This is a genomic window from Mycobacterium sp. ST-F2, from assembly GCF_001905655.1.
Lineage (GTDB): Bacteria > Actinomycetota > Actinomycetes > Mycobacteriales > Mycobacteriaceae > Mycobacterium.
Genome location: NZ_JMHT01000050.1, coordinates 1 through 22,469 on the forward strand (window position 1 = coordinate 1; position 22,469 = coordinate 22,469).

General features: G+C 67.6%; 23 protein-coding genes and 1 pseudogene. 12 read left to right on the plus strand and 12 right to left on the minus strand.

The window, feature by feature from the left end:
* The 3 genes and pseudogenes from EB75_RS17975 to EB75_RS17985 form a co-directional block, all read right to left on the minus strand.
* Positions 1–248 (minus strand): annotated as a pseudogene (locus EB75_RS17975) (hypothetical protein); the annotation flags it as partial.
* 9 nt (positions 249–257) lie between these two features.
* Entirely contained in the window at positions 258–1,067 is an 810-nt protein-coding gene (locus EB75_RS17980) for a serine hydrolase (RefSeq protein ID WP_286150237.1), read from the minus strand.
* Between the two features lie 37 nt (positions 1,068–1,104).
* Positions 1,105–2,019 carry a LysR family transcriptional regulator gene (locus EB75_RS17985; RefSeq protein ID WP_073696702.1) on the minus strand — a complete coding sequence of 305 codons (915 nt, stop codon included), beginning with the start codon at positions 2,017–2,019 and terminating at the stop codon, positions 1,105–1,107.
* 85 nt (positions 2,020–2,104) lie between these two features.
* Here EB75_RS17985 and EB75_RS17990 point away from each other — a divergent pair, with 85 nt between their 5' ends.
* The 3 genes from EB75_RS17990 to EB75_RS18000 all read left to right on the plus strand — a co-directional run bounded on the left by EB75_RS17990 (position 2,105) and on the right by EB75_RS18000 (position 5,303).
* The gene (locus EB75_RS17990) at positions 2,105–2,938 is read left to right on the plus strand and encodes an acyl-CoA thioesterase domain-containing protein (protein ID WP_073696731.1); all 834 of its coding nucleotides are present in this window, start codon (positions 2,105–2,107) and stop codon (positions 2,936–2,938) included.
* A 101-nt stretch (positions 2,939–3,039) separates the two neighbouring features.
* On the plus strand, positions 3,040–3,924 hold the full coding sequence (locus tag EB75_RS17995; protein ID WP_073696703.1) for an EamA family transporter: 885 nt from the start codon (positions 3,040–3,042) through the stop codon (positions 3,922–3,924).
* A 5-nt stretch (positions 3,925–3,929) separates the two neighbouring features.
* Positions 3,930–5,303 (plus strand): purine-cytosine permease family protein, encoded by a 1,374-nt coding sequence (locus EB75_RS18000; protein WP_073696704.1) that lies wholly within the window; start codon positions 3,930–3,932, stop codon positions 5,301–5,303.
* Here EB75_RS18000 and EB75_RS18005 read toward each other — a convergent pair.
* The 7 genes from EB75_RS18005 to EB75_RS18035 form a co-directional block, all read right to left on the minus strand.
* The gene (locus tag EB75_RS18005) at positions 5,300–5,590 is read right to left on the minus strand and encodes a hypothetical protein (RefSeq protein ID WP_073696705.1); all 291 of its coding nucleotides are present in this window, start codon (positions 5,588–5,590) and stop codon (positions 5,300–5,302) included. The two genes, EB75_RS18000 and EB75_RS18005, sit on opposite strands and share 4 nt — an antisense overlap.
* Positions 5,591–5,662: 72 nt before the next feature.
* A complete protein-coding gene (locus EB75_RS18010) occupies positions 5,663–6,784 on the minus strand; it encodes an epoxide hydrolase family protein (RefSeq protein WP_083612398.1) in 1,122 nt (373 codons plus the stop codon).
* A 20-nt stretch (positions 6,785–6,804) separates the two neighbouring features.
* On the minus strand, positions 6,805–7,413 hold the full coding sequence (locus tag EB75_RS18015; RefSeq protein WP_073696707.1) for a LutC/YkgG family protein: 609 nt from the start codon (positions 7,411–7,413) through the stop codon (positions 6,805–6,807).
* Positions 7,410–8,885 (minus strand): LutB/LldF family L-lactate oxidation iron-sulfur protein, encoded by a 1,476-nt coding sequence (locus EB75_RS18020; protein ID WP_073696708.1) that lies wholly within the window; start codon positions 8,883–8,885, stop codon positions 7,410–7,412. Before EB75_RS18020 ends, EB75_RS18015 begins: the two co-directional genes overlap by 4 nt.
* Entirely contained in the window at positions 8,882–9,610 is a 729-nt protein-coding gene (locus EB75_RS18025) for a (Fe-S)-binding protein (protein ID WP_073696709.1), read from the minus strand. Before EB75_RS18025 ends, EB75_RS18020 begins: the two co-directional genes overlap by 4 nt.
* Positions 9,611–9,626: 16 nt before the next feature.
* Positions 9,627–11,009: an aspartate aminotransferase family protein gene (locus tag EB75_RS18030; RefSeq protein WP_073696710.1), complete on the minus strand. Its 1,383-nt coding sequence runs from the start codon at positions 11,007–11,009 to the stop codon at positions 9,627–9,629.
* Between the two features lie 94 nt (positions 11,010–11,103).
* On the minus strand, positions 11,104–12,597 hold the full coding sequence (locus EB75_RS18035; RefSeq protein WP_073696711.1) for a CoA-acylating methylmalonate-semialdehyde dehydrogenase: 1,494 nt from the start codon (positions 12,595–12,597) through the stop codon (positions 11,104–11,106).
* A 115-nt stretch (positions 12,598–12,712) separates the two neighbouring features.
* On the opposite strand from EB75_RS18035, the gene EB75_RS18040 reads away from it, so the two are divergent.
* The 5 genes from EB75_RS18040 to EB75_RS18060 all read left to right on the plus strand — a co-directional run bounded on the left by EB75_RS18040 (position 12,713) and on the right by EB75_RS18060 (position 17,927).
* Positions 12,713–14,338, plus strand: a complete 1,626-nt coding sequence (locus tag EB75_RS18040; protein ID WP_073696712.1) for a PucR family transcriptional regulator — start codon at positions 12,713–12,715, stop codon at positions 14,336–14,338.
* Between the two features lie 13 nt (positions 14,339–14,351).
* Positions 14,352–14,981: a TetR/AcrR family transcriptional regulator gene (locus EB75_RS18045; protein WP_073696732.1), complete on the plus strand. Its 630-nt coding sequence runs from the start codon at positions 14,352–14,354 to the stop codon at positions 14,979–14,981.
* A 191-nt stretch (positions 14,982–15,172) separates the two neighbouring features.
* Positions 15,173–16,417, plus strand: a complete 1,245-nt coding sequence (locus tag EB75_RS18050; protein WP_286150238.1) for an LLM class flavin-dependent oxidoreductase — start codon at positions 15,173–15,175, stop codon at positions 16,415–16,417.
* Entirely contained in the window at positions 16,414–17,460 is a 1,047-nt protein-coding gene (locus EB75_RS18055; protein WP_073696714.1) for an alcohol dehydrogenase catalytic domain-containing protein, read from the plus strand. The genes EB75_RS18050 and EB75_RS18055 overlap by 4 nt, the downstream gene beginning before the upstream one ends.
* A 77-nt stretch (positions 17,461–17,537) precedes the next feature.
* Entirely contained in the window at positions 17,538–17,927 is a 390-nt protein-coding gene (locus tag EB75_RS18060; RefSeq protein WP_073696715.1) for a hypothetical protein, read from the plus strand.
* A gap of 45 nt (positions 17,928–17,972) precedes the next feature.
* On the opposite strand, the gene EB75_RS18065 is transcribed toward EB75_RS18060, so the two are convergent.
* Complete coding sequence (locus EB75_RS18065; RefSeq protein WP_073696716.1) at positions 17,973–18,602, minus strand: TetR/AcrR family transcriptional regulator; 630 nt, start codon at positions 18,600–18,602, stop codon at positions 17,973–17,975.
* Between the two features lie 86 nt (positions 18,603–18,688).
* Between EB75_RS18065 and EB75_RS18070 the strand changes: the two genes are divergently transcribed.
* The 4 genes from EB75_RS18070 to EB75_RS18085 all read left to right on the plus strand — a co-directional run bounded on the left by EB75_RS18070 (position 18,689) and on the right by EB75_RS18085 (position 21,710).
* Positions 18,689–19,846 (plus strand): acyl-CoA dehydrogenase family protein, encoded by a 1,158-nt coding sequence (locus EB75_RS18070; protein ID WP_073696733.1) that lies wholly within the window; start codon positions 18,689–18,691, stop codon positions 19,844–19,846.
* A gap of 109 nt (positions 19,847–19,955) precedes the next feature.
* Positions 19,956–20,306, plus strand: coding sequence for a hypothetical protein (locus tag EB75_RS18075; RefSeq protein ID WP_142239682.1), 351 nt, complete (start codon positions 19,956–19,958; stop codon positions 20,304–20,306).
* Between the two features lie 57 nt (positions 20,307–20,363).
* A complete protein-coding gene (locus tag EB75_RS18080) occupies positions 20,364–20,789 on the plus strand; it encodes a hypothetical protein (RefSeq protein ID WP_061006078.1) in 426 nt (141 codons plus the stop codon).
* Positions 20,790–20,852: 63 nt separating this feature from the next.
* The gene (locus EB75_RS18085; RefSeq protein WP_073696717.1) at positions 20,853–21,710 is read left to right on the plus strand and encodes an SDR family NAD(P)-dependent oxidoreductase; all 858 of its coding nucleotides are present in this window, start codon (positions 20,853–20,855) and stop codon (positions 21,708–21,710) included.
* Positions 21,711–21,755: 45 nt separating this feature from the next.
* Here the strand turns inward: EB75_RS18085 and EB75_RS18090 are convergent, their stop codons facing one another.
* Positions 21,756–22,391, minus strand: coding sequence for a TetR/AcrR family transcriptional regulator (locus EB75_RS18090; RefSeq protein ID WP_073696735.1), 636 nt, complete (start codon positions 22,389–22,391; stop codon positions 21,756–21,758).
* Between the last annotated feature and the right edge of the window lie 78 nt (positions 22,392–22,469).

A 22,469-nucleotide genomic window follows, 5' to 3' on the forward strand; every position in this document is an offset into this window, starting at 1 on the left:
AACGGAGGTCGCCTGAAACAAGCCGATCCACAGGTATTGACAATTCCTCGTTCTCCGAGCCCGGAGAACAGGCCGGTGACCATGATGTCCGACATCGAGCCGATCGAGAAAGCGCCGAAGAACGCCAGTACTCCGACGATGATTCCGTCGATGACTCGTGCGAAGAAGCGGGGCAGCAGGTCGCCGGGATGCACCGGGGTGGGTGCGCCGTAAGCGCCCGAGGTTGGGTAGTTCTCGCCATAGGTCATGGCGTCAATTTACTGCCGATCGGCCAGCAATATCTGGCTTAGCCGCGTAGTGGTGGCCTGGCCGTCCGCATTGCCGCCGGCGCCGTTCAGTGCGTTCATCACCGCAAGCGTGAAACGCTGTCCGGGACCGGCGAATCCGACGGTGTTGGTGACCCAGCCGCCCTGCTCGTCGGACCAGCCGTCCTTGTTGCCGGGCGCCATGTTCGGTCCGGCGCCCCAGACACCCCACTGCTGGATCGGGTCGACGTGCTGCATGGCGTCCACGATCCAGGCGGTCTCATTGGGCCGCAGCTTGGTCAGCATGTAGTTGACCATCTGGTCCAGATCGTCGGTGGTCGACTTCTGAAAACCCCAGTAGGGGAACATGTCTCCGAATCCGCGCTGTGGTTGCACCCGGGTCATGCCGAAATGCGGGAAGTCGTTGTTGAAGATGGTGTGGTCGGGTCCGCCGTACCGGGTCCACAGGGTGTCGGCGGCGTCGTTGTCCGAGGTGTGCAGCATCTTGCCCATCAGGGCGATGTCGTTGTCGGTGAGTCGCAGTAGCCCGGCGCTCTGTCGGGCGAACAGGTCCACCACCATGCCGAGCTTGATGGTCGAGGCCGTCCACACCATGTCTCCGGCATGCGAATTGCGGTATACGGCACCGGTTCTGCGGTCACGGAGCACGTAGCCGACCGTGCCCGGCCGGGTCGCGAGGTAGGCGTCCGCCGCGGCGACGCGTTGCCGAGCGTCGCAGGCGCCCGTGCATTCGGCCTGTGCGGTCGGCAGCACAGGGCCGGCCAGCAGTGCCGCGACCAGCGCCGCCCTGATCAGTTTCACGCGGTGGTCTCCCAGATCTCGGTCGTTGTCATTCGGTTCAGACGGCTTCCGGACGAGGCCACGTCGGCAGCGGAACCGGCCCGTCGCCGGGGCGCAGCCGGTCCAGAACCGCCCGCAGCGGTGGCCAATTCGTGCGTCCCTTCCGGGTGACGGCGTAGGCCGTGTGGATCACCGTCGGCCCGACCAGCGGAACCACTTTGATGCCCGCGCTCGTCGGCCGTTCCAGTGGCAGCAGTCCGACGCCGTATCCGGCGACGATGAGATCCTCGACCAGTTCCAGGCTGTCGATCTGGTGGGCGATGCGCGGGGTGAATCCGCTCAGCGCACCCAGCGTGCGGACGGCGTCCTCGTCAGCGGTGTTGCGGGAGTTGACGATCCACGTCCGGTCCGCGTAGTCGGACAGCTCGGCGGGTCCGTTGGCCTCGTCGGCCGGCAGCCCCAGCCCCCACGGAATCGACCACAGTGCAAAGCCTTCCAGCAGCGGGCTGGGTGATGCCGGGGCCAGGTTGTAGTCGTAGGTCAGCGCCAGATCGAGGTCATCGTCGGTGAGTAGCGCGAACGCCTCGATGGGCTCGTATTCGCTTATGGCGACGTCGATTCCGGGATGGTCGCGGGTTAGCTCCGCCAGGATCGGTAGCAGCGAGACGCGGATACCGGTGGCGAACCCACCGATCCGCAGGGTGCCGACGGGTTCGGCGCCGGAATCGAGGTCCAGCCGCGCCGCGTCGACGGCGGCCAGGATGGTCACCGCATGGTCGGCCAGGCGCTGTCCTGCCGGTGTCAGCCGGACGCGGCGCCCCTCCGGTTCGATCAGCTGCGTACCGGTCTCCTTTGCCAGCGCGGCGATCTGTTGCGACACCGTCGACGTCGTCAGATTGAGGTTCTCGGCGACCGCTCGCATGGACCCGAGGCGCGACAGGGCCAGCAGGAGGCGCAGTCGGCGGGTGTCCATCCACCCATTGTCCAGGGATTCTGCACAGTTCTGTGCAATCCGCCCCGAAGTTATGAATATTTAGCCGATGTGCGACGATCCGAAAATGACCGCACGCCCTGCCCACTTCACCCCGATCGACGATGATCGGGTTCAACCGACCCGGTTGGCGCAGAGCCTGTGGGGTGAAGACCACCTCAACGGTCCCGCGGTGGTCGGGCTCGCCGCCCACGCCCTCGAGACTGCGTTCGGGCTGCCGGACTTCCTGCCGGCCCGGCTGACGGTCGACCTGTTCCGCGCCGCCCGTGGGGTGCCGACGACGACCGTCGTGACGTTGGTCCGCGACGGCCGGCGGGTGCGCAACTCCGAGTGCGATGTGGTGCAGGACGGTGTCACTGTGGCCCGGGCCACCCTGGTGCAGTACCGCCTCGCTGAGGCACCTCCCGGCCAGGAGTGGTTCCGGACAACGGATTTCACGCCGCCCGAGGTGGTCGATGACGGCCTTGCACCCTATCTCAACAGTGGCGGTGAGGGCTGGACACGCGCCATCCTCGATCATCAGAACGCGAGCCGGAAGCGCTACGTCAACCGGGCCATCGATGTCATCGAGGGCCAGGCGAACAGCCCGTTCGTCCGGGCCGCCGTGACGGCTGAGGGCACCAGCCTGGTGACCAATATGGGTACTGCCGGCGTCGGGTACATCAACGGCGACCTGACCGTGGCGTTGTCCCGGCTGCCGCAGGACGATTGGGTCGGAGTCGAGGCCGACTCGCACTGGGCGGCGCGCGGCATCGCGGTCGGCACCACGACGCTGTACGACAGCGCCGGACCGTTCGGAACGGGCCTGACCACGGCGGTCAGCAATCCGGGCGCGCAGATCGACTTCGCCCACAGCCGGTTCCCCGACCGGATCAGGCGGGACGCTTCCTCGGCCTTCTGACGGCCGGCGATCGCCTGCTTCATTTCATTCATGATTCACGAACGATATGTCCATGATTATCACGTGGACATGAACATTCTGGTTCCCGTTCAATACAACACATGACCACCGCAGCGGCGCGCAACGGCGCACTCATGACCGTCGCTTCCATGATGTCGGTGCAGTTGGGTGCCGCCCTCGCGGTGAAACTGATGGACGGCATCGGACCGGCCGGGGTGTCCTTGCTGCGCCTGGCGTGGGCCGGTGCCTTGATGCTGCTGTTCGTCCGGCCGCGGCCGGCGTCGTTCACCCGGTCCGCGTTCGTGTCGTGCGTCATGCTGGGCGTTGCGACGGCCGGCTTCACGCTGCTGTTCATGTTCGCGGTGTCCCGTATTCCCCTCGGTACCGCGAGCGCGCTGGAATACCTTGGTCCCCTTGCCATCGCGGTGACCCAGGGACGCGGTCGTGGCCGGTGGCTGTTCCCGGCGATGGCCGGCACCGGCGTCGTCCTGCTGACCGAACCGTGGGCCGCCGCCGTCGATCCCGTGGGTGTGCTGGCGGCACTGGGATCGGCCGTCTGCCTCGGTGCGTACATCCTGCTGACCCAGCGCGTTGGTGATGAGGTCACCGGCATCACCGGGCTTGCGGTATCCATGCCGGTCGCCGGGCTGGTCGTGACCATGGTGGCCGGGCCTTCGGTCATCGGTCACCTGACACCGCACCTGCTCATCGCGGGCCTGGGCCTGGCCATCCTGTTGCCGGTCATCCCGTTCACCCTGGAGATGCTGGCCCTGCAGCGGGTCACCGCCGCGGCGTTCGGCACGCTGATGAGTCTCGAGCCGGCGTTCGCCATGCTGCTGGGCCTGCTGATCCTGCACCAGGTGCCGGGGCTGGCTGCCCTCGCGGGAATCGGACTCGTCGTGCTCGCCGGCATCGGTGCCGCCCGAGCCGGGGCCCGACCCGCCGCCGAGTCCGGTCATCGCGAACCTGCCCTCGTGATCGAATAGGGGGCATGACGCCACAGGCCACCGCGCTCAACGCCACACCGTTCACCGGTCACACACCCAGCCGCGCCGGCGACATGTCGGTGGAAACGCATGGCATCGCGCCGGTTCCGGCCGACCGCAGGTACGGCACCCCGGGCCGGCTGTTCACCGTGTGGTTCGCCCCGCAGATCAACATGACGTGCGTCTTCACCGGTGCCATGATCGGCGCACTGGGCCTGGGGTTCTGGCTCTCGATGCTGGCGATGGTCATCGGCACGGTCCTCGGGTCACTGGTGGTGGGCTATCTGTCCACGCTGGGTCCGCGCACCGGCACCGCGCAATTGCCCGGTGCGCGCATGGCTTTCGGTGGCCTGATCGCGGTTCCCGCTGTCCTGCAATGGCTCTCGTCGGTGGCGTGGGACGCGCTGGTCGGCCTGTTCGGCGGTGAAGCGCTCGCGGTCCTGCTCGGCATTCCCTTCTGGGTGGCCGTGCTGATCGTGTTGGGCGTGCAGGGCGCCGTCGGCTTCGTCGGCTATGAGTTGATCCACCGGCTGCAGGCCGTCCTCACCGTGGTGCTGTTCGCGACGTTCGTCGTGTTCGCCGTCAAACTCGTTGGCGGACACCAGGTCGTGACGCCGGCCACCGCGCACGGCGCGGATCTCACCGGCGCCTTCGTACTCGCGGTGACCATCGCACTGAGCCTGGCCGTGTCGTGGGCCAGCTACGCCGCGGACTTCAGCCGCTACCTTCCGGCCGATTCCGCGCCGCGCAAGGTGTTCGCGTTCAGCTTCGCCGGGCTGGCCCTCGCGTACGTTTTCGTCGAGACCATCGGCATCGCCGCGGGCAGCCTCATCACCGACCAGACCGCCGAGGGCGTGCGCTCGGTCATGGGCGGGGGAGCACTGGGTGCCGTCGCACTACTCATCATCGCGCTGGCGTCGATCGGTTCGGGTGTGATGAACGACTACAGCGGGTCGCTCGCGCTGCAGACGCTGGGCGTGCGCGTGCGCCGGCCGGTGTCTGCGCTGGTGGTGACGACGCTGGCGTTCGGGCTGATCCTGTGGCTTCACACCGGTGACACCGCAACCCGATTCACCAATGTGCTGCTGCTGATCAGCTACTGGATCCCGGCCTTCGCGGCCATCGTGATCGTCGACTGGCGCCGGCGCAGCCGCGGCCGGCAGACCGTGGACCCCGCCGCGGAGACGACGCCGCGCGCCGACGCCGTTGCCGCTCTGGTCGCGTTCGTGGTGGCCTACGGCGCGGCGATCCCGTTCATGGACACCACGCTGCTGCAGGGACCGGTCGCCGTGGCGTGGCACGGCGCCGACATCGCCTATTTCGTGAATTTCATTGTCGCGCTGGTGATCTACGGGGGCTACCGGCGCCTGCGCGCTTAGGGCCCGTCGCACTTCTGGCCGGGTGGCGGGGCCGCCTCCAGACATGGCAGCAGGAGCGTCGCTGACGGCGCGGGCGACTGCGCTGTCGGCTTCGGGGTCGCCTTGGCGGTGGGGCCCAACCCGACACATCCGAGGTCGATGTTGCCGGTCATGAGGTTCCAGTTGCGGGTCTCCGGGCCGAGTGGGGCGGATGCGCCGGGTAACGCCCGCGCATCCGGTGCCGGCGCCATGATCCCGGCCGTGCCGAGCACGACCAGAGCCGCGCCGAATGCCTTCGAGGTAGTCATTTCCGTTCCTCCTCGGGCAGGGATGAACTCGCCCCTATGACGTTAGGCACTCGGCGGCCAGAAGGGAATCAGTCAGCGCACCGTAGCGAAGAACGTCCGGACATCATCGACGAACAACTCAGGCTGCTCGAATGCGGCGAAGTGACCACCGCGCGGCATTGCGGTCCAGTGGGTGATGTTGTAGCCGGTCTCGCACCAGGACCGCGGTGCCCGCAGAATCTCTTTCGGGAACGACGCGACGCCGGTGGGCAGCTCGACCTTCGCGCCGCCGCCGAAGACCCGGAAGCTCTCCCAGTACATCCGGGCCGATGATGCGCCGGTGGCGGTGGCCCAGTAGATCATCACGTCGTCGAGCATCTCGTCGCGGCTCAGAGCGCTCTCCACATTGCCGTCATGGTCGGTCCACGACCAGAACTTCTCCACGATCCACGCCAGTTGCGCCACCGGCGAATCGACCAGGCCGTAGCCGACCGTCTGCGGACGGGTGGACTGCTCCTTGGCATAGCCGGAATCCACATCCTGGTAGTGCTTCAACGCCGCCAGCGCGTTCTGTTCCTCGGCGGTGAACTCCGTCGTGCCGGCTGCGGGTCGGCCCATGGGCATGTTGGTGTGAATGGCGATGCAATGACCGACGTTTCGGCCGATCTGGGTGGTCACCGCCGCGCCCCAGTCGCCGCCCTGCGCGCCGTAGCGGCGATAGCCGAGCCGCACCATCAGGTCGTCCCACGCCCGCGCGGTCCGCTCGACACCCCAGCCGGTCGCGGTGGGTTTGCCGGAGAAGCCGTAGCCGGGCAGCGACGGACACACCACGTGGAAGGCGTCCTCGGCGCGGCCGCCGTGCGCGGTCGGATCGGTCAGCGGCTCGATGATCTTCTGGAATTCGGCGATGGACCCGGGCCAGCCGTGCGTGATGATGAGCGGCAGCGCATCGGTGTGCGGGGACCGCTGATGAATGAAATGGATTTCCAGTCCGTCGATTTCGGTGACGTACTGGTCGAACCGGTTGAGCGCGGCCTCGCGGGCCCGCCAGTCGTATCCGTTCGCCCAGTAGGCGGCCAGCTCGCGGGTGTAGCTCAGCGGGATGCCCTGGCTCCAGTCGTCGACGCACTCGGCCTCAGGCCAGCGGGTGTTGGTCAGGCGGCGGCGGAGATCGTCCAGGACCTCGTCCGGCACGGCGATCCGGAACGGTGCGATATCAGTCACGGCTGCCATTGTTACCCCACGATCACCACATCGAGGGTGCGCGGCCCGTGCACGCCCTCGACCCGCTGCAGCTCGATGTCACTCGTCGCGCTCGGTCCCGAGATGAACGTCAGCGGTCGCGATGGATCGAGGGCGGCGAAAGCCTGCGGCACGGTGTCGACGATCTGGTCGGCGCGGATGACGCAGACGTGATGGTCGGGCACCAACGTCAGCGCGCGCCGGCCTTGCGCCGCAGCGGCATCCAGCACGATGGTGCCGGTCGCCGCGATCCCGAGCGCGCAGCCGGTCACCACCGCGTCGACGCGGTCCAGCACATCGAGGCCGACGGGAGGCGCGTCGACGACGGTGCGTACAACCGCCACCCAGTCGGAAGGCAGGTCCGCGGGAATGACCGCGGTCCCGGTACCGACGAGTGCGCCGATGGTCGTGGCCACCGCATCCGGACCGACCCGGTGCACCCGGGCCCGGTAATCCGCCACCGTCTGGGCGAACCGGTCGACGTCACCGTGGCCGATCAGCGGTTGCCGGTCGTAGTCGCGGGGTACCGGCACCGCGGCGGGCATGCCCGGCCCCAGCGCGGCACGGATCCGGCCCAGCACTGCTGCCCGTGCATCGCTCATTGCGCGGCGCCCCGGTTGCGGGCCCACCACTGCCGAAACGTCTCCGTTGGTGGTTCCGGAATATCGCGGCTGCCAGTCCATTTCGAGGCCGGCCAGGGCAGCCTGCTGATGCGGTGGTCTTTTCCTGCGAGCAGCCGGCCCGCACCAAGCGCCCTCTCGGCCAACCCGAATCGCGACGCGGACCCCATGGCCCAGCCGGCGGCTTTCATCGCGAGATCCTGTCCGCTCGGCAGCCCGCCGCGCCCTCCTCTTTCCTGGTCGACCTGCACCGCCCGCAGATGCACCAGGATCGACGGGATGTCGATGAGGACCGGGCACGCCTCGAAGCAGGCGCCGCACAGCGACGACGCGTACGGCAGGCTCGCGTTCGGATCGTCATGCCCGGTGGTCCCGGTCAGCTGCGGGCTCAGGATGGCGCCGATCGGTCCCGGGTACACCGAGCCATACGCGTGCCCGCCGGTGCGTTCGTAGACGGGGCAGACGTTCAGGCAGGCGCTGCACCGAATGCAGTGCAGCGCAGCGCGTCCCACCTCATCGGCCAGCACGCGGGTGCGGCCGTTGTCGAGCAGCACCAGATGGAACTGCTGCGGACCGTCGCCGGGATGCACGCCGGTCCACATCGAGGTGTACGGGTTCATCCGCTCGGCGGTCGACGACCGGGGCAGCAGCTGCATGAACACGTCGAGGTCGGTGAAGCGAGGGATCACCTTTTCGATGCCCATCACGGTGATCAGGGTTTCGGGCAGCGTCAGGCACATGCGGCCGTTGCCCTCGGATTCGACGACGGCCAGCGTCCCGGTCTCGGCCACCCCGAAGTTGGCGCCACTCACAGCGACCCTGGCGGACAGGAACTTTCGCCGCAGATGTGCGCGGGCAGCCATGGCCAGCACCCGCGGCTCGTCGGTGAGGTCGCCGGCGCCGGGCATCTCCCGTTCGAAGATCGCGCGGATTTCGGCGCGGTTGCGGTGGATGGCCGGCACCAGGATGTGGCTCGGTTTGTCATGGCCGAGTTGGACGATCAGCTCGGCCAGGTCGGTCTCGATGGGCGTGATGCCCTCGGCCTCCAGGTACTCGTTGAGCCCGATCTCCTGCGTCGCCATCGACTTGACCTTGACCACCTCGTCGCTGCCGGTGGCCCGGATCAGCTCGGCGACAATGCGATTGGCCTCATCTCCGTCGCGCGCCCAGTGCACCTGGCCGCCGCGCGCTGTGACGTTGGCTTCGAGTTCCTCCAGCAGCTCCGGCAGCCGCGCCAGCACATCCTGCTTCAACGCGCTGCCGGCGGCCCGCAGTTGCTCCCAGTCGTCGCATTCGGCAACGGCGGCAAGGCGTTTGGCGCGGATGGTGCCGGTCGCATGGCCCAGATTGTGACGTAGTTGCGGGTCCGCCAGCGCTGTCCGGGCCGCCGCGGGGAAACTCTGCTCACCGCGCAGATTGCCCACCCCGGGCTGGCCCAGGAACACCGCGGTCATGAGGTGGCCGCCAGGATTTCGGCCAGATGCACCGTACGGACGCCGCTGCCGATCCGGCTCAGTCCGCCGCCGATGTGCATCAGGCACGAGGAGTCGCCCGCGGTGCACACCTGCGCGCCCGTCGTCGCGATGTTCGCCATCTTGTCCGCCAGCATCGCCGTCGATACGTCGGCGTTCTTCAGAGCGAAGGTGCCGCCGAAGCCACAACAGGATTCGGCGTGGGGCAGCTCGACGAGGGTCAGGCCGCGGACATGGCGCAGCAGCCGTAGCGGTTTGTCTCCGACGCCGAGCATGCGCAAGGAATGGCACGTCGGGTGGTAGGTGACGCGGTGCGGGTAGTAGGCCCCGACATCGTCGACGCCGAGGACGTCGACCAAGAATTCGGAGAGCTCAAAGGTTTGTGCCGCAACCGATTCGGCCTTCGCGGCCAGCTCGTCGTCCCCGGCGCGCCGGGCCACCATCGCGTGTTGATGACGCACCGACCCGACGCAGGACCCCGACGGCGCCACGATGGCGTCGAACCCGGTGAAGGCATCAACATGATTGCGTACCAGTGGCACGGCCTCGCGCAGGTAGCCGGTGTTGACGTGCATCTGCCCGCAGCAGGTCTGCCCGGCGGGAAACTCCACCTGGTGGCCGAGCCGTTCCAGCAGCCGCACCGTCGCGATGGCGGCAGCCGGAAACATGGCATCGGCCAGGCAGGTCGCGAACAGGGCTATCCGCACCGGCCGACAGTACCCCCTACTGCGCGTACCGGTCTGCCACGTCGAGGGCGCGGTCCAGGATCGCGAGCCCGGCGCGCACCTCGTCGTCGCTGGCATTGCACGGCGGCACCACATGGATGCGGTTGAAGTTGGTGAACGGCATCAGGCCGTTCTCCTTGCAGAAGGCGACGACCGCGTTCATGGCTTCGCTGGTGTCGCCATAGGGCGCCAACGGTTCGCGCGTCGTCTGGTCCTTGACCAGTTCGATGGCCCAGAACACCCCCGCGCCGCGCACTTCACCGATGCTGGGATGCCGCTGAGCGAACTCGCGCAGGGCCGGTCCGATGATGTCCTCACCGAGGTGAGCGGCGTTCTCGACCATGCCTTCGTCGCGCATGGCGTTGATCGTGGCGACCACAGCCGCCGTGGCCAACGGGTGTCCGGAGTAGGTGAGGCCGCCGGGGTAGGCGCGCTCGGCGAAGGTCTGGGCGATGGCGTTGCTGATCGCCACGCCGCCGAGCGGCACGTAGCCGGAATTGACGCCCTTGGCGAAGGTCAGCAGGTCGGGAACCACATCAAAGTGGTTGATGGCGAACCACTTTCCGGAGCGGCCGAAGCCGGACATGACCTCGTCGGCGATCATGATGATGCCGTACTTGTCGCACAGTGCGCGCACGCCCGCCATATAGCCCGGCGGCGGCACCATGATGCCCGCGGTGCCGGGGATGGACTCCAGGATGATGGCCGCGATGGTCGAGGCGCCCTCGAGCTCGATGACGCGCTGCAGCTCGTCGAGGGCCCGCGCGGACTCCTGCGCCTCGTTCTCGGCGTGGAACACCGAGCGGTACAGGAACGGCCCGTTGAAGTGCACGACGCCGGCCGCGCCGCGATCGTTGGCGAAGCGCCGCGGGTCGCCCGTCAGGTTGATCGCCAGGTCGGTGCCACCGTGGTAGGCGCGGTAGCGGGCCAGCACCTTGTGCTTGCCGGTGTGCAGGCGTGCCATGCGCACGGCGTGCTCGTTGGCTTCGGCCCCGCCGTTGGTGAAGAAGATGTGGTTCAGGTCGCCGGGGGTCAGCTCGGCGATGAGCCGGGCGGCTTCCGAACGAGCGGCGTTGGCGTGCTGCGGTGCGATGGTGCACAGTTTGGCGGCCTGTTCCTGAATCGCCGCAACGACTTTCGGGTGCTGGTGGCCGATGTTGGTGTTGACCAGCTGGGAGGAGAAATCGAGCAGGCGGTTGCCGTCGCCGTCCCAGAAGTAGCTGCCCTCGGCGGCCGTGACGGTCATCGGGTTGAGCGTGGCCTGCGCAGACCAGGAGTGAAAGACGTGGGCACGGTCCAGCTGGTAGGCGCGCTCGGCTTCGGCGCGCATCGAGTCGATGGTGTGGCCGGCGGGCAGGAGGTGGTCTGCGGCGAGGGTCATGGCGGGTCCTGTCGGTGACACGTGGCGGGCGAGAGGGGTAGTGCGCGGGGCCCTTCGGGGACGCGGGCCCCGCGCACTGGTTCTGGTTGCGCTATCAGTTGTTTTCCGGGAAGCCCAGGTTGATGCCGCCGTGGCTCGGGTCGGCCCAGCGCTGGGTGACGGCCTTGGCGCGGGTGAAGAACTGCACACCCTCGGGGCCGTAGGCGTGGCTGTCACCGAACAGCGAGGCCTTCCAACCGCCGAAGCTGTAGAACGCCATGGGAACCGGGATCGGCACGTTGATGCCGACCATGCCGACCTCGACCTCGTTCTGGAACCGGCGCGCCGCACCACCGTCGTTGGTGAAGATCGCGGTGCCGTTGCCGTAGGGGTTGTTGGCGATGAGTTCCATTGCCTCGTCGTAGGTTTCGACGCGCACGACCGACAGCACGGGGCCGAAGATCTCGTCGGTGTAGACGCTCATCTCGGGGGTGACGTTGTCCAGCAGGGTCGGGCCCAGCCAGAAACCGTCCTCGGCGCCCTCGACGGAGACGTTACGGCCGTCGAGCACGACCTTGGCGCCCTCGGCCTCGCCGGCGTCGATGTACGAGGCCACCTTGTCGCGGTGCACCTTGGTGATCAGCGGGCCCATGTCGGCGCCCTTGGTGCCGTCACCGGTCTTGATGGCCGCGGCGCGCTCGACGATCTTGGCGACCAGGTCGTCGGCGATCGGGCCGACGGCCACGCAGGCCGAGATGGCCATGCAGCGCTCGCCGGCCGAGCCGAAGCCCGCGTTGACCATGCTGTCGGCGGCCAGATCCAGGTCGGCGTCGGGCAGGATCACGGCGTGGTTCTTGGCGCCGCCGAGGGCCTGAACGCGCTTGCCGGAGGCGGTGGCGGTGCGGTAGACGTACTGCGCGATCGGGGTCGAGCCGACGAACGAGACGGCCTTGATGGCGGGGTTGGTCAGCAGCTCGTCGACTGCGGTCTTGTCGCCCTGCAGGACGTTGAAGACACCGTCGGGCAGGCCGGCTTCCTTCCACAGCCGGGCCATCCACAGCGAGGAGGACGGGTCCTTCTCCGACGGCTTGACCACGACGGTGTTGCCGGTGGCGATGGCGATGGGGAAGAACCACATCGGGACCATGGCCGGGAAGTTGAACGGCGAGATGATGGCGACCGGGCCGAGGGCCTGACGGATGTTGTACACGTCGACGTTGGTGGAGGCGTTCTCCGAGTAGCCGCCCTTGAGCAGATGCGGGATGCCGCAGGCGAATTCGATGACCTCGATGCCGCGGGCAACCTCGCCCAGGGCGTCGGAGTGGACCTTGCCGTGCTCGGCGGTGATGATCGCGGCGAGTTCGTCGCGGCGGGCGTTGATCAGCTCGCGGAAGGCGAACAGGATCTGGACGCGCTTGGTGATGGAGGTGTCGCGCCACGCCGGGAAGGCGGCGACGGCGGCGTTGATGACGGCCTGGGCGTCCTCGACGCTGGCGAGGGCGACCTGACCGGTGACCTGGCCGGTGGCCGGGTTGGTGACCGGCGCGGACTGTCCCGAGGATCCGGTGAAGATGTCGTTGTTGATCCAGTGGGAGATGGTCTGAGTCATCGTCTCGAGTGGCCTTCCGGGTCGGTTCGGGGTGTGCACTCAGCTTGCCTGGTGGGGAGCGCCGAATTGGTCGACAATCTGTATCAGGTTCCGCTTCGGCATTTACACTTTGTAAATGCCGACCGTCGCCGAGATCGTCGCCCTGCCGGTCATCCAGCAGGGCGAGCCCGAGATTCTCTGTGCGCACGGGTTCGATCGCCCGATCCGCTGGGTCCACGTCAGCGACGTCCCCGACCTGTCGGACGTGCTGCAGGGTGGCGAACTCGTGCTGACGACCGGTGCCGCGCTGAGGGCCGCGCCGCTGGCGTATCTGCGGTCGCTCGCTGCGGCGCAGGCTGTCGGTGTCATCGTCGAACTGGGCGCCGGCGCCGTCCCGCTGCCGGTCAACGTTGGGGCGATCGCCGAGGAGTTGGGGCTGGCGCTGGTCGCGGTCCGCCGGGTGATCAAGTTCGTCGAGGTGACCGAACAGGTGCACCGCGTGATCGTCGCCGACCAGTACCAGGAGGTCGATTTCGCGCGGCAGACGCACGAGGTGTTCACCGACCTGAGCATGCGCCGTGCCACGCCCGCCGGGATCGCCGAGGCGGCGGCGAATCTGCTCGGTGCGCCCGTCGTGCTCGAGGACCTCACGCACCAGGCGATCGCGGTCGCGACCGCAGGCCGTCCGACGTCAGATGTGTTGCGGGACTGGCAACGTCGGTCCCGTCAGCACGAGACCGGTGCCGAGCGGACGGACGACTGGGTGATCAGTGCGGTCGGGCGCGGCGACGATGCGTGGGGCCGGCTGATCGCGCTGAGTCCCTCCGAGGACGTGGCGGCCAGGTTCACCATGGTGCTCGAGCGGGCATCTCAGGCGTTGGTGCTGCACCGGATGGCCGAACGTGGCCGCACCGACATCGAACATCAGGCGCAGGCGGGCTTGCTGGAAGATGTTGCGCGCGAACGTATCCGGTTCGAGGACGAGGCGACGGCCCGGGCCTTCGCGTTGGGGCTGCGGCCGGCGGCGCAGTACCTGCCCGCGACCCTGCGGGTCTCCGGATGGGCGTCGAAGGACGGTTCAGCCGCCGACCCCGTCTCGGAGCAGCGCCGCAGCGCCCGCCTGCTCGACGTCGTCACCCGCTCGGTAAAAGCGTTGGGGCACACCGGTTTGTTCTCGCTACGCGGGCCCGGCGAGATCGCCATGGTGCTGTCGCTGAACATGCGCCCGGGCAGCGCGCTGGAGCCGCTGGGCCGCGCGCTGCGCCGCGATGCCGAGCGCGCCGTCGACGCCCACGGCCTGGTGCTCGGTGTCGGCACCCCGGCGCCCGGATTGATCGACGCCATCCACCGCATCACCGATGCCGCCCACGTCGCCGAGGCCGCGCTGTCGCTGCCGGCTTCGCAACGGGTCTGCTTCCGGGTCGCCGACATCCGGCTGCGCGGTCTGCTGTCGATGCTCCGGACCGATCCGCGCGTGCAGCGCTTCGCGGAAGGGGAGTTGCGTGCGCTGATCCTGCACGACATCGAGTCCGGTGACGGCCTGCGCGAGGTCCTGCGTGGCTACCTGGAACTCGGCGGCAACAAGTCGGCGCTCGCGTCGCGTCTGCACCTGAGCCGGCCGTCGCTGTACGCGAAGCTGAACCGCATCGAGCAGATTCTGGGCGTCGACCTCGCCGACGGCGAGTCCGCGACCTCGCTGCATGTGGCCTTGCTGATCCTGGAGACACGAAACGCTTTCAGTGGCGGCGGCGCGCCGCTGTGACATGCTTCTGACCGTGTCGGGCACATCGCAGAACCGTCAGGGCAATGCCACCCGCGCCAAGTTGGTGAAGACGGCCGAGAAGCTGTTCGCCGAGCAGGGCGTGGACGCCGTCTCGGTGCGCTCGGTCAACGCCGCGGCGGGCCTCGGCGCCGCCTCGGTGCACTATCACTTCGGTTCCAAGGACGAGCTGCTGCGCGCGGTGGTCCTCGACCTCGGCGCCGCCGTCGGCTCGGCCATTCAGGCCAATGTCGATGTGCTGGCGGCGGATTCGGTCCCGCCGACGCCCGACGCCTTGGTGCGGGCGGTCACGGCGCCCTATCTCGATCTGCTGCGGCGCCAGCGCACCCGGGGCATGCGGTGGATCAAGATCATGGCCCAGATCACCCAGGCCGGCCCGGCCGACGAGACCATCGAACCCAAGCTGCGCGCCACGTTGCTGGCACAGGTGCGGCGAGCTTTCCCGAATGCCTCCGAGGATCGGCTGGAGGCCCGCTGGGCGGTGTCGATCATGGGCTTCGTGCAGGGCCTGAGCCGCGCCGACGAATGGGACCGCGCCAAGCTGTCGGCCGCCGCCCTGGAGGCGTTCTACGAAGACCTCGTGACGTTCGTCGTCGGCGGCACAGAGCGGCTCTTGAACTCTTAACCGCGAGCGGCCGTGTCTGTACGGCAACACGCCGCAAATAGCGTGCATTTTTGTCGCGTTCGCGGCTGATGAGCATGCTCAAACAGCGCGTTGGGCTGCCGATATTTTTGGATCACTTGATCCAATCGAGTGATCGGATTACAGTCAGCGGAGCAAGCCGAGACACCCTCACCGAGAATCAGGAGACCACCGTGAGCAGCGCTGCCCAGTGGAGCCCGACGTCCATGAAATTCGGGGCCTTCCTCGCCCCGTACCATCCGCTCAATGCCGACCCCGCGCTGCAGTTGCGCCGCGACATCGACCTGATGACCCACCTGGACCACCTCGGCTTCGAAGAGGCGTGGATGGGGGAGCATCACTCGACCGGCTCCGAGATCGTCCCGGCCCCCGATGTTTTCATCGCCGCCGCCGCCGAGCGCACCGAGCGCATCCGCTTCGGCACCGGCGTGATGTCGCTGCCGTACCACCACCCGCTGATCACCGCCGACCGCATCACCCAGCTGGACCTGCAGACCCGCGGCCGCCTGATCGTCGGCACCGGCCCCGGCAAGATTCCGCTCGACGCGCACATGATGGGCATCACCACCACCAACCAGCGCCGCATGCAAGGTGAGGCCCTGGAGGCCGTACTCGCGCTGCTGCGCGGCGAAGTGGTCAACATGGAGACCGACTGGTTCACCCTGCGCGACGCCCGCGCCCAGCTGCCCACCTACAACCCCGCCGGCATCGAGGTGGTCACCGCTTCGACCATCTCGCCCAACGGTTCGGTGCTGGCCGGCAAGCACGGCCTCTCGCTGCTGTCGCTGGCGGCCAGCTCGCAGGCCGGCTACGAGTCGCTGGACCGCAACTGGGGTGTGTACGAACAGGTTTCGGCCGAGAACGGCTACGTCGCCGACCGGTCGACGTGGCGTCTGGTGAACCCGATGTTCATCGCCGAGACGCGCGAGGAGGCCGAGCGCGCCGTCAGCCGTCGCATCAACCACATCGCCGAGTACGTCAACCGGCAGCAGAACATCAACCCGGACTGGGCGCAGACCCCGGCCGGCATCATCGACTACTGGCGCAATGAGTCGCTCGGGGAGTTCGGCCAGGCGATCATCGGCACGCCGGAGGACGCCATCGCCCAGATCGACCGCCTGATCGAGAAGACCGGCGGCTTCGGCACCCTGCTGATCATGCACGTCGACCTCGCCGACTGGGAGAACACCAAGCGCAGCTACGAGCTGTTCGCCTCGGAGGTCATTCCGCACTTCCGCCGGCGCAACGTCGCCCGTCAGGCCAGCCTGCAATTCGCACAGGACAACTCCGAGGTGCTGATCGGCAACCTCGTCGGCGCCATCACGAAGGCCTACACCGACTACTACGGGCAGCCCACCGACCTGCCCGCCACCCCGGCACCGGCCAACGAACTCAACACCGCAGGAGCACACGCATGAAGGCAGCACAGTTCATCGACGGCCAGTTCACCGTGACCGACGTGCCGGAGCCCCCGGCCACCGGTCCGGGCCAGCTGCGCATCAAGGTGGCCGCGTGCGGCATCTGTGGCAGCGACCTGAGCATGTCCAAGGACCCGTGCCGGTTCGTGTCCGTCGCCGCCGGCGCGGGCTTCCCCTTCGCAGTCTTCGACGCCACCCGTCCGGTGGTGCTCGGCCACGAATGGTCGGGCGTCGTCGTCGAAACCGGTGCGGGCGTCGAGGATTTCAAGGTCGACGACCGGGTCACCGGTCTTGGCATCACCACCGAACAGAACGGGATGCCGACCATCATCGGGTACTCGAACGACTACCACGGGGCCTTCGGGGAGTACATCGTCGTCGACGCGTTCTGGGTCCGGCACGTGCCCGACGGACTGTCGCTCGAGCACGCCGCGCTGGCCGAGCCACTGCACGTCGGTGAGATGCACATGCAGCAGTCCGGGTTGACGGCCGCGGACACCGCCCTCGTGATCGGCTGCGGCTCGATCGGTCTGGGCACGATCCTCGCCGCGAAAGCTGCCGGCGCGCACCTCGTCATCGCGTCCGAGCCGTCGCCGAAGCGGCGTGAGCTCGCCGCGAAGATGGGCGCCGACATCGTCGTCGACCCCAATGAGCAGGACCCGATCGAGGTCTACAACGAGTTGCTGGGTAGCGGTGGGACCGGCGGTGGCCTGCTGATCGCCTACGAGTGCAGCGGCCGGGTCGGCACGCTCAACACCCTGACGCACACGCTGCCGTGGGGTTCGCGGATTCAGGTGGTGGCATCCCCGTTCGCCGAGGAGACCATCATCCCGGTGGTGGCGCAGATGCGGCAGATCGCGATCAACTTCGGTCACGGCCCCTACGAGCAGGCGTACGAGAAGGTGCTGGCGCGACTCGCGGCCGGTGAGATCGACGCAGAAGCCCTGATCACGGGACGTACCGGGCTCGACGGCATCGCAGATGCGTTCACCGCACTGCGGAATCCGGACGAGCACGTCAAGATCCTGGTACTGCCGTCCTGAGATCGTGAGCAGCGTTACCGACGTGTAGCCGTGTCGATCACGGGACAGGCGGGCCCGGGTGCGGCACAGTTAACTGTATGGCCGGTCAAATGATTCCGAAGCCCAGCGACCTGAAGGCCGCGGCCCAGTCCGCGGTCGATGCTGCCCAGTCCGCCGTCGAGATGACGCAGGCGGTGGCCAGCGGTGCCTTGCGCATCCCGCCGGCCTCCGTCCAACTCGCCGCCCAGGTACCCGATCTCATCGAGAATCTGGCGGTGGCCACCGAGCGGCTCAACACGACGATCGACCGGACCGAGCGGGTCATGGCCATGGCCGATCCCATGTTCCGCACGCTCGACGCCCTGCTGCCGCAACTCGAAGCCCTGGTCAATACCGGCAACGAGGTGTTCCGGCTGCTGTCGAACATTCCGGGGGTGTCGAGGCTGAACCCCTTCGGCGGTGGGCCCAAGCCCCCGCAAGACAGGTGATTTGTGCACGATTTTCCGCGCTGGCCGCGGAAAATCGTGCACAAATCACTGCAGGGCGTTGAAGCGGATCGCCAGTCCGTCGATGAATGCGGTGAGGGCCAGCTCGAAACCGGCCGTGTCGATCTGGTCGGCCTTGCCGCGCAGTAGATGTGCCTGGCCCATGTGCGGATAGCGGTCGCGGTAGACCTGCACGTCGTCGGTGAACCCGCGCGAGAAGGAGCCGACGGTCGACCCCAGTACCAGTGACCGGGTGGCGGCGCCGATCAGGGTCGCTTCGCGCGGTGGCCAGCCGGCGCCGACCAGTCCGCCGTGTACGGCGTCGGCGATCCGCAGACTCACATCGCGTCGGCCCGGTCCGGTCGCGAGGTAGGGCACGAGATTCGGGTGTGCTGCCAGCGCGGCGCGGTGCGAGCGCGCCCACGCGGCCAGCGCGTCCTGCCAGTCGTCGCCGCGGTCGAACCCGGACGTGTCGATTTCCCCGGCAACGCGACTCGCGACGGCGTCGAGCACGTCGTCCTTCGTGGGGTAGTGCTTGTACAGCGACGACGCCTGCACGCCGAGTTCGGCGGCCAGCTTGCGCATCGACATCTCGGCGAGGCCGTCGCGATCGATCAATTCCAATGCGGTGTCACGGATGAGTTCGCGGTTGAGCAGCGGTACGCGGGGCCTGCCCATCTGCGTCTCCCTTGAATTAGCGAACGTCGTTAGCTTATTGTGACAGCAACAAGCTAACACTGTTCACCACTTCTGAGGAGATGTCTGTGAAACGCGAGGTCTACAGCGAAGAGCACGAGGATTACCGGGCCATGATCCGGGCCTTCGTCGAGGCCGAGGTGAGTCCCGTCTACGACGAGTGGTTCGAGAAGGGCCTGGTGCCGCGCGAATTCTACTACAAACTCGGCGAACTCGGTATCTTCGGCGCGGAAATCCCGGAGGAGTACGGCGGCGAGGGCCTGACCTCGTACAAGTTCCAGGCGATCCTGACCGAGGAACTGGCGCGCGCCGCAGTGTCGTTCGGCGGCTCCAGCGTGCACGTCGGCCTGTGTCTGCCGTACATCCGCGACATCGGCAACGAAGAGCAGAAGAAGCGCTGGTTCCCCGGCATGCTCAGCGGCGAGATCATGTTCGCGATCGCGATGACCGAGCCCGGCACCGGTTCCGACCTCGCCGGAATCCGTACCACCGCAAAGCTTTCCGAGGATGGCACCCACTACGTCCTCAACGGCTCCAAGACCTTCATCACCGGTGGTGTGCACGCCGATCGCGTGATCGTCTGTGCCCGTACCTCGGCCCCCAAGGAAGACGACCGCCGCTTCGGCATCTCGCTGCTGGTGGTCGACACCAAGCTGGAGGGTTACTCGGTCGGCCGCAAGCTCGACAAGCTGGGCCTGCGCTGCTCGGACACCGCCGAGCTGAACTTCACCGACGTCAAGGTCCCGGTCGAGGACATCCTCGGCGAGGCCGACCAAGGCTTCAACTACCTCGGCCAGAACCTGCCGCGCGAGCGGCTCGGTATCGCCGTCAGCGCGTACGCGCAGGCCAAGGCCGCCGTCCGGTTCGCCGTGCAGTACACCAAGGACCGCACCGTGTTCGGCAAACCGGTCGCCTCGTTCCAGAACACCAAGTTCGAGCTCGCGGCCTGCCAGGCCGACGTCGATGCGATGGAAGCCGTCGTCGACCGTGCCATGGAAGCCCACGACCTCGACGAGCTGTCCGCGGCCGATGCCGCCAAGGCCAAACTGTTCTGCACCGACGCCGCGGCGCGCGTCATCGACCGCTGCCTGCAATTGCACGGCGGCTACGGCTACATCAACGAGTACCCGATCGCCCGGCTGTATGCCGACAACCGCGTCGGCCGCATCTACGGCGGTACCAGTGAGGTCATGAAGATGATCATCGCCAAGGACATGGGTCTGTAGAAATCCCGCTGTCGCAGTGTGCGAAGGCGCCCGTCGGAGTAACTTGAATCCCGGGCGCCTTCGGCATTTTCGGGCCTGGCGGGGCGCCCGAATCGAGGGAATAACGCAAGTGGCAGCCCCGCGACATCACGTGCACGTGTGTGACCACCCGCTCACGCGAGGGCAGGCGCGCCGACTCAGTCGGCGCTTCGCCGTCGCGGGAGTGCAGATCGAACCCGTACGCCTGCAGGAGATCGCGGCGGGCGCGGCCACCGTCGGTGACGAACACATCGATGTCGCGTTCGCCATGGTGGCCGTGAGTTACGTCGAGGAACGCCACCACGCAAAATTGACGCGCGTTCGCCGCCGGATGGGCCGCTGGCTGCTGGTGGGTGCGATGATCGTGTTGAGTCTGTGTCTGCTCATCAGTTTGGCCATGGCCATGTTGACGCTGATGCAGCCCACGTTCACGGGGGTATGAGGAGTCGAGATCGAGAACGTACTGACGCGCTGGGCGATCGGGGTCATCGCCTTCGCGATGATCGTCGTCGCGGCTGTCCTGCCGTGGTACACCGCGCACAACGACCATGGCCACGGTTCGATGAGTGGCTGGGGAATCTGGGACATCAGCGGAAATCTCGGTGCCGAGTTGCGCCCGCTGCCCTTCGCCGTGCTGATCGTGCTCGCGGCCGGCACGATGATCGTCGCCGCGGTGCGCGCGAGGTTCGGCACCGCATTGGCCGCCGCCATCGCCTGCTTCGTGGTCAGTCTGCTGCCGTTGATGACGGGCGGCGCGGTCGACCGGCGGCTCGCCGGAAGTGATTCTGTCGCAGTCGTTCTCGGCCAGGCGGTATACCCGATGATCGTCGTCGGCTTCGTGGCCTGCGTGGTGAGCTGGATCGGCTATGCCCGGTGTGTGCTGCGTGCGGCGCCGAGAGCCGAGGCCGAGGTGCAGCCGGCCTGACCGGCATTCCACTGATCGGACGTCGGGCCTGTCCGGGCCCCCGCCCTGCGATTTACTTCGGCCATGGGTGCACAGGAACTGTTCGGTGGTGGCGTCGCGGTCATCACGGGTGCCGGCTCGGGGATCGGGGCCGGTCTGGCCCGGTACGCGGCGAAACTTGGGATGACGACGGTGCTGGCCGACGTCGACGCGGCCGCGGTCGCTGCCCTGCGCGACGAGCTGTCCGCGGCGGGTGCGTCCGCAGTTGATGCGGTGTGCGACGTCCGCGACGCCGAGGCCGTACAGGACCTGGCCGACATGGTGTACCGCGAAATCGGACCGGTGCGCCTACTGGTGAACAACGCCGGCATCGAGCAGTTCGGCTACCTGTGGGACACCCCGGTCGCCAACTGGGAGCGCGTCATGGACATCAATGTCAGTGGTGTCTTCCATGGCGTGCGGGCTTTCCTGCCGGCCATGCTGGCGTCCGACGAACCCGCGTGGGTGTGGAACATGTCGTCCGTCGGTGGGGTGTCGACGGTGCAACTGCAGGCGCCGTACATCGTCAGCAAGCACGCCGTGCTGGCACTGACCGAGTGTCTGCGCGTCGAGGTCGAGCTGGCCGGCCACGACAATCACGTCTGTGTGCAGGCGGTGCTGCCCGGACCGGTGCAGTCGAACATCTTCACCGCGGCCGGCGGCGTCGACGGTGGAAGTGGGCACGCCGCCGACGCGTCAGAGTCGGAGCGCACCGCGATGCACCAGATCACCGCAATGGATCCGATGACCGCCGCGGAGATCATCTTCGATCAGTCGGCGGCGGGCGGCTTTTACCTGACCACGCACCCCGACGCCGTCTCCGGCGCCATGACAGAACGCGCCCGGGTCCTCACCGAGCAGGCGATCCCCAAGCTGCGCAACCGCCGCTTCGCCACGAAGTGATTTGTGCACGATTTTCCGCGCTCACCGCGGATTTTCGTGCACAAATCACACCAGCGACGCGAGCAGCGCGGCCAGTCCGTACTCGAACACTGCGTCGTAGTCGGTGGGCGAGCGCAGGGCCTCGACGAGTTTCTGGTCCGGCCAGTCGTCGCCCCACAGCGAGGCGTCCTCTTCCTCGTGCTCGCCGCTGCGGATGGCCGAAAACTGCATCAGCGCAGACGAAATCACGTGCACCTCGATGGACCGCAGCGCCAGTGCCGCCTGATTGCCGGTGATCCCCAGGGCGGCCAGTTCGGCGGCGAGGGTCTGCTGCACCGACTGGAACAGTGACGGCGTGCGGTCGCGTTCGTGCGCGATGGCCATCAGGTGCTGGCGTTCGATGAGCGCGGTGCGCTGGGCACGGGCCAGGGCGGCGATGCGCTCGGCGGGAGTGTCTCCGATGGCGGGCAGGCTGGCCATCACGTCGATCAGCCGGTCGATGAGGTGGTCGAACAGCTTGTCCCGGCCGCCGACATGCCAGTAGATGGACGTGACCGCGACGCCCAGATGCTCGGACAGGCTGCGCATCGAGAATCCCGCGACGCCGTCGCGCTCCAGCAATGCCGCGGCAGTATCCAGGATCAATTGAGCGTCAACAGGTTTCGACGCGCCATCGGACCCGCGCTGGGATGCCTCTGCCATGACCACCTCCTTCCGCTTTGCCGAACACCTAATCACACCCAGGCGCTGGATCTCCGGTCCATCACGGTGTAACACTGT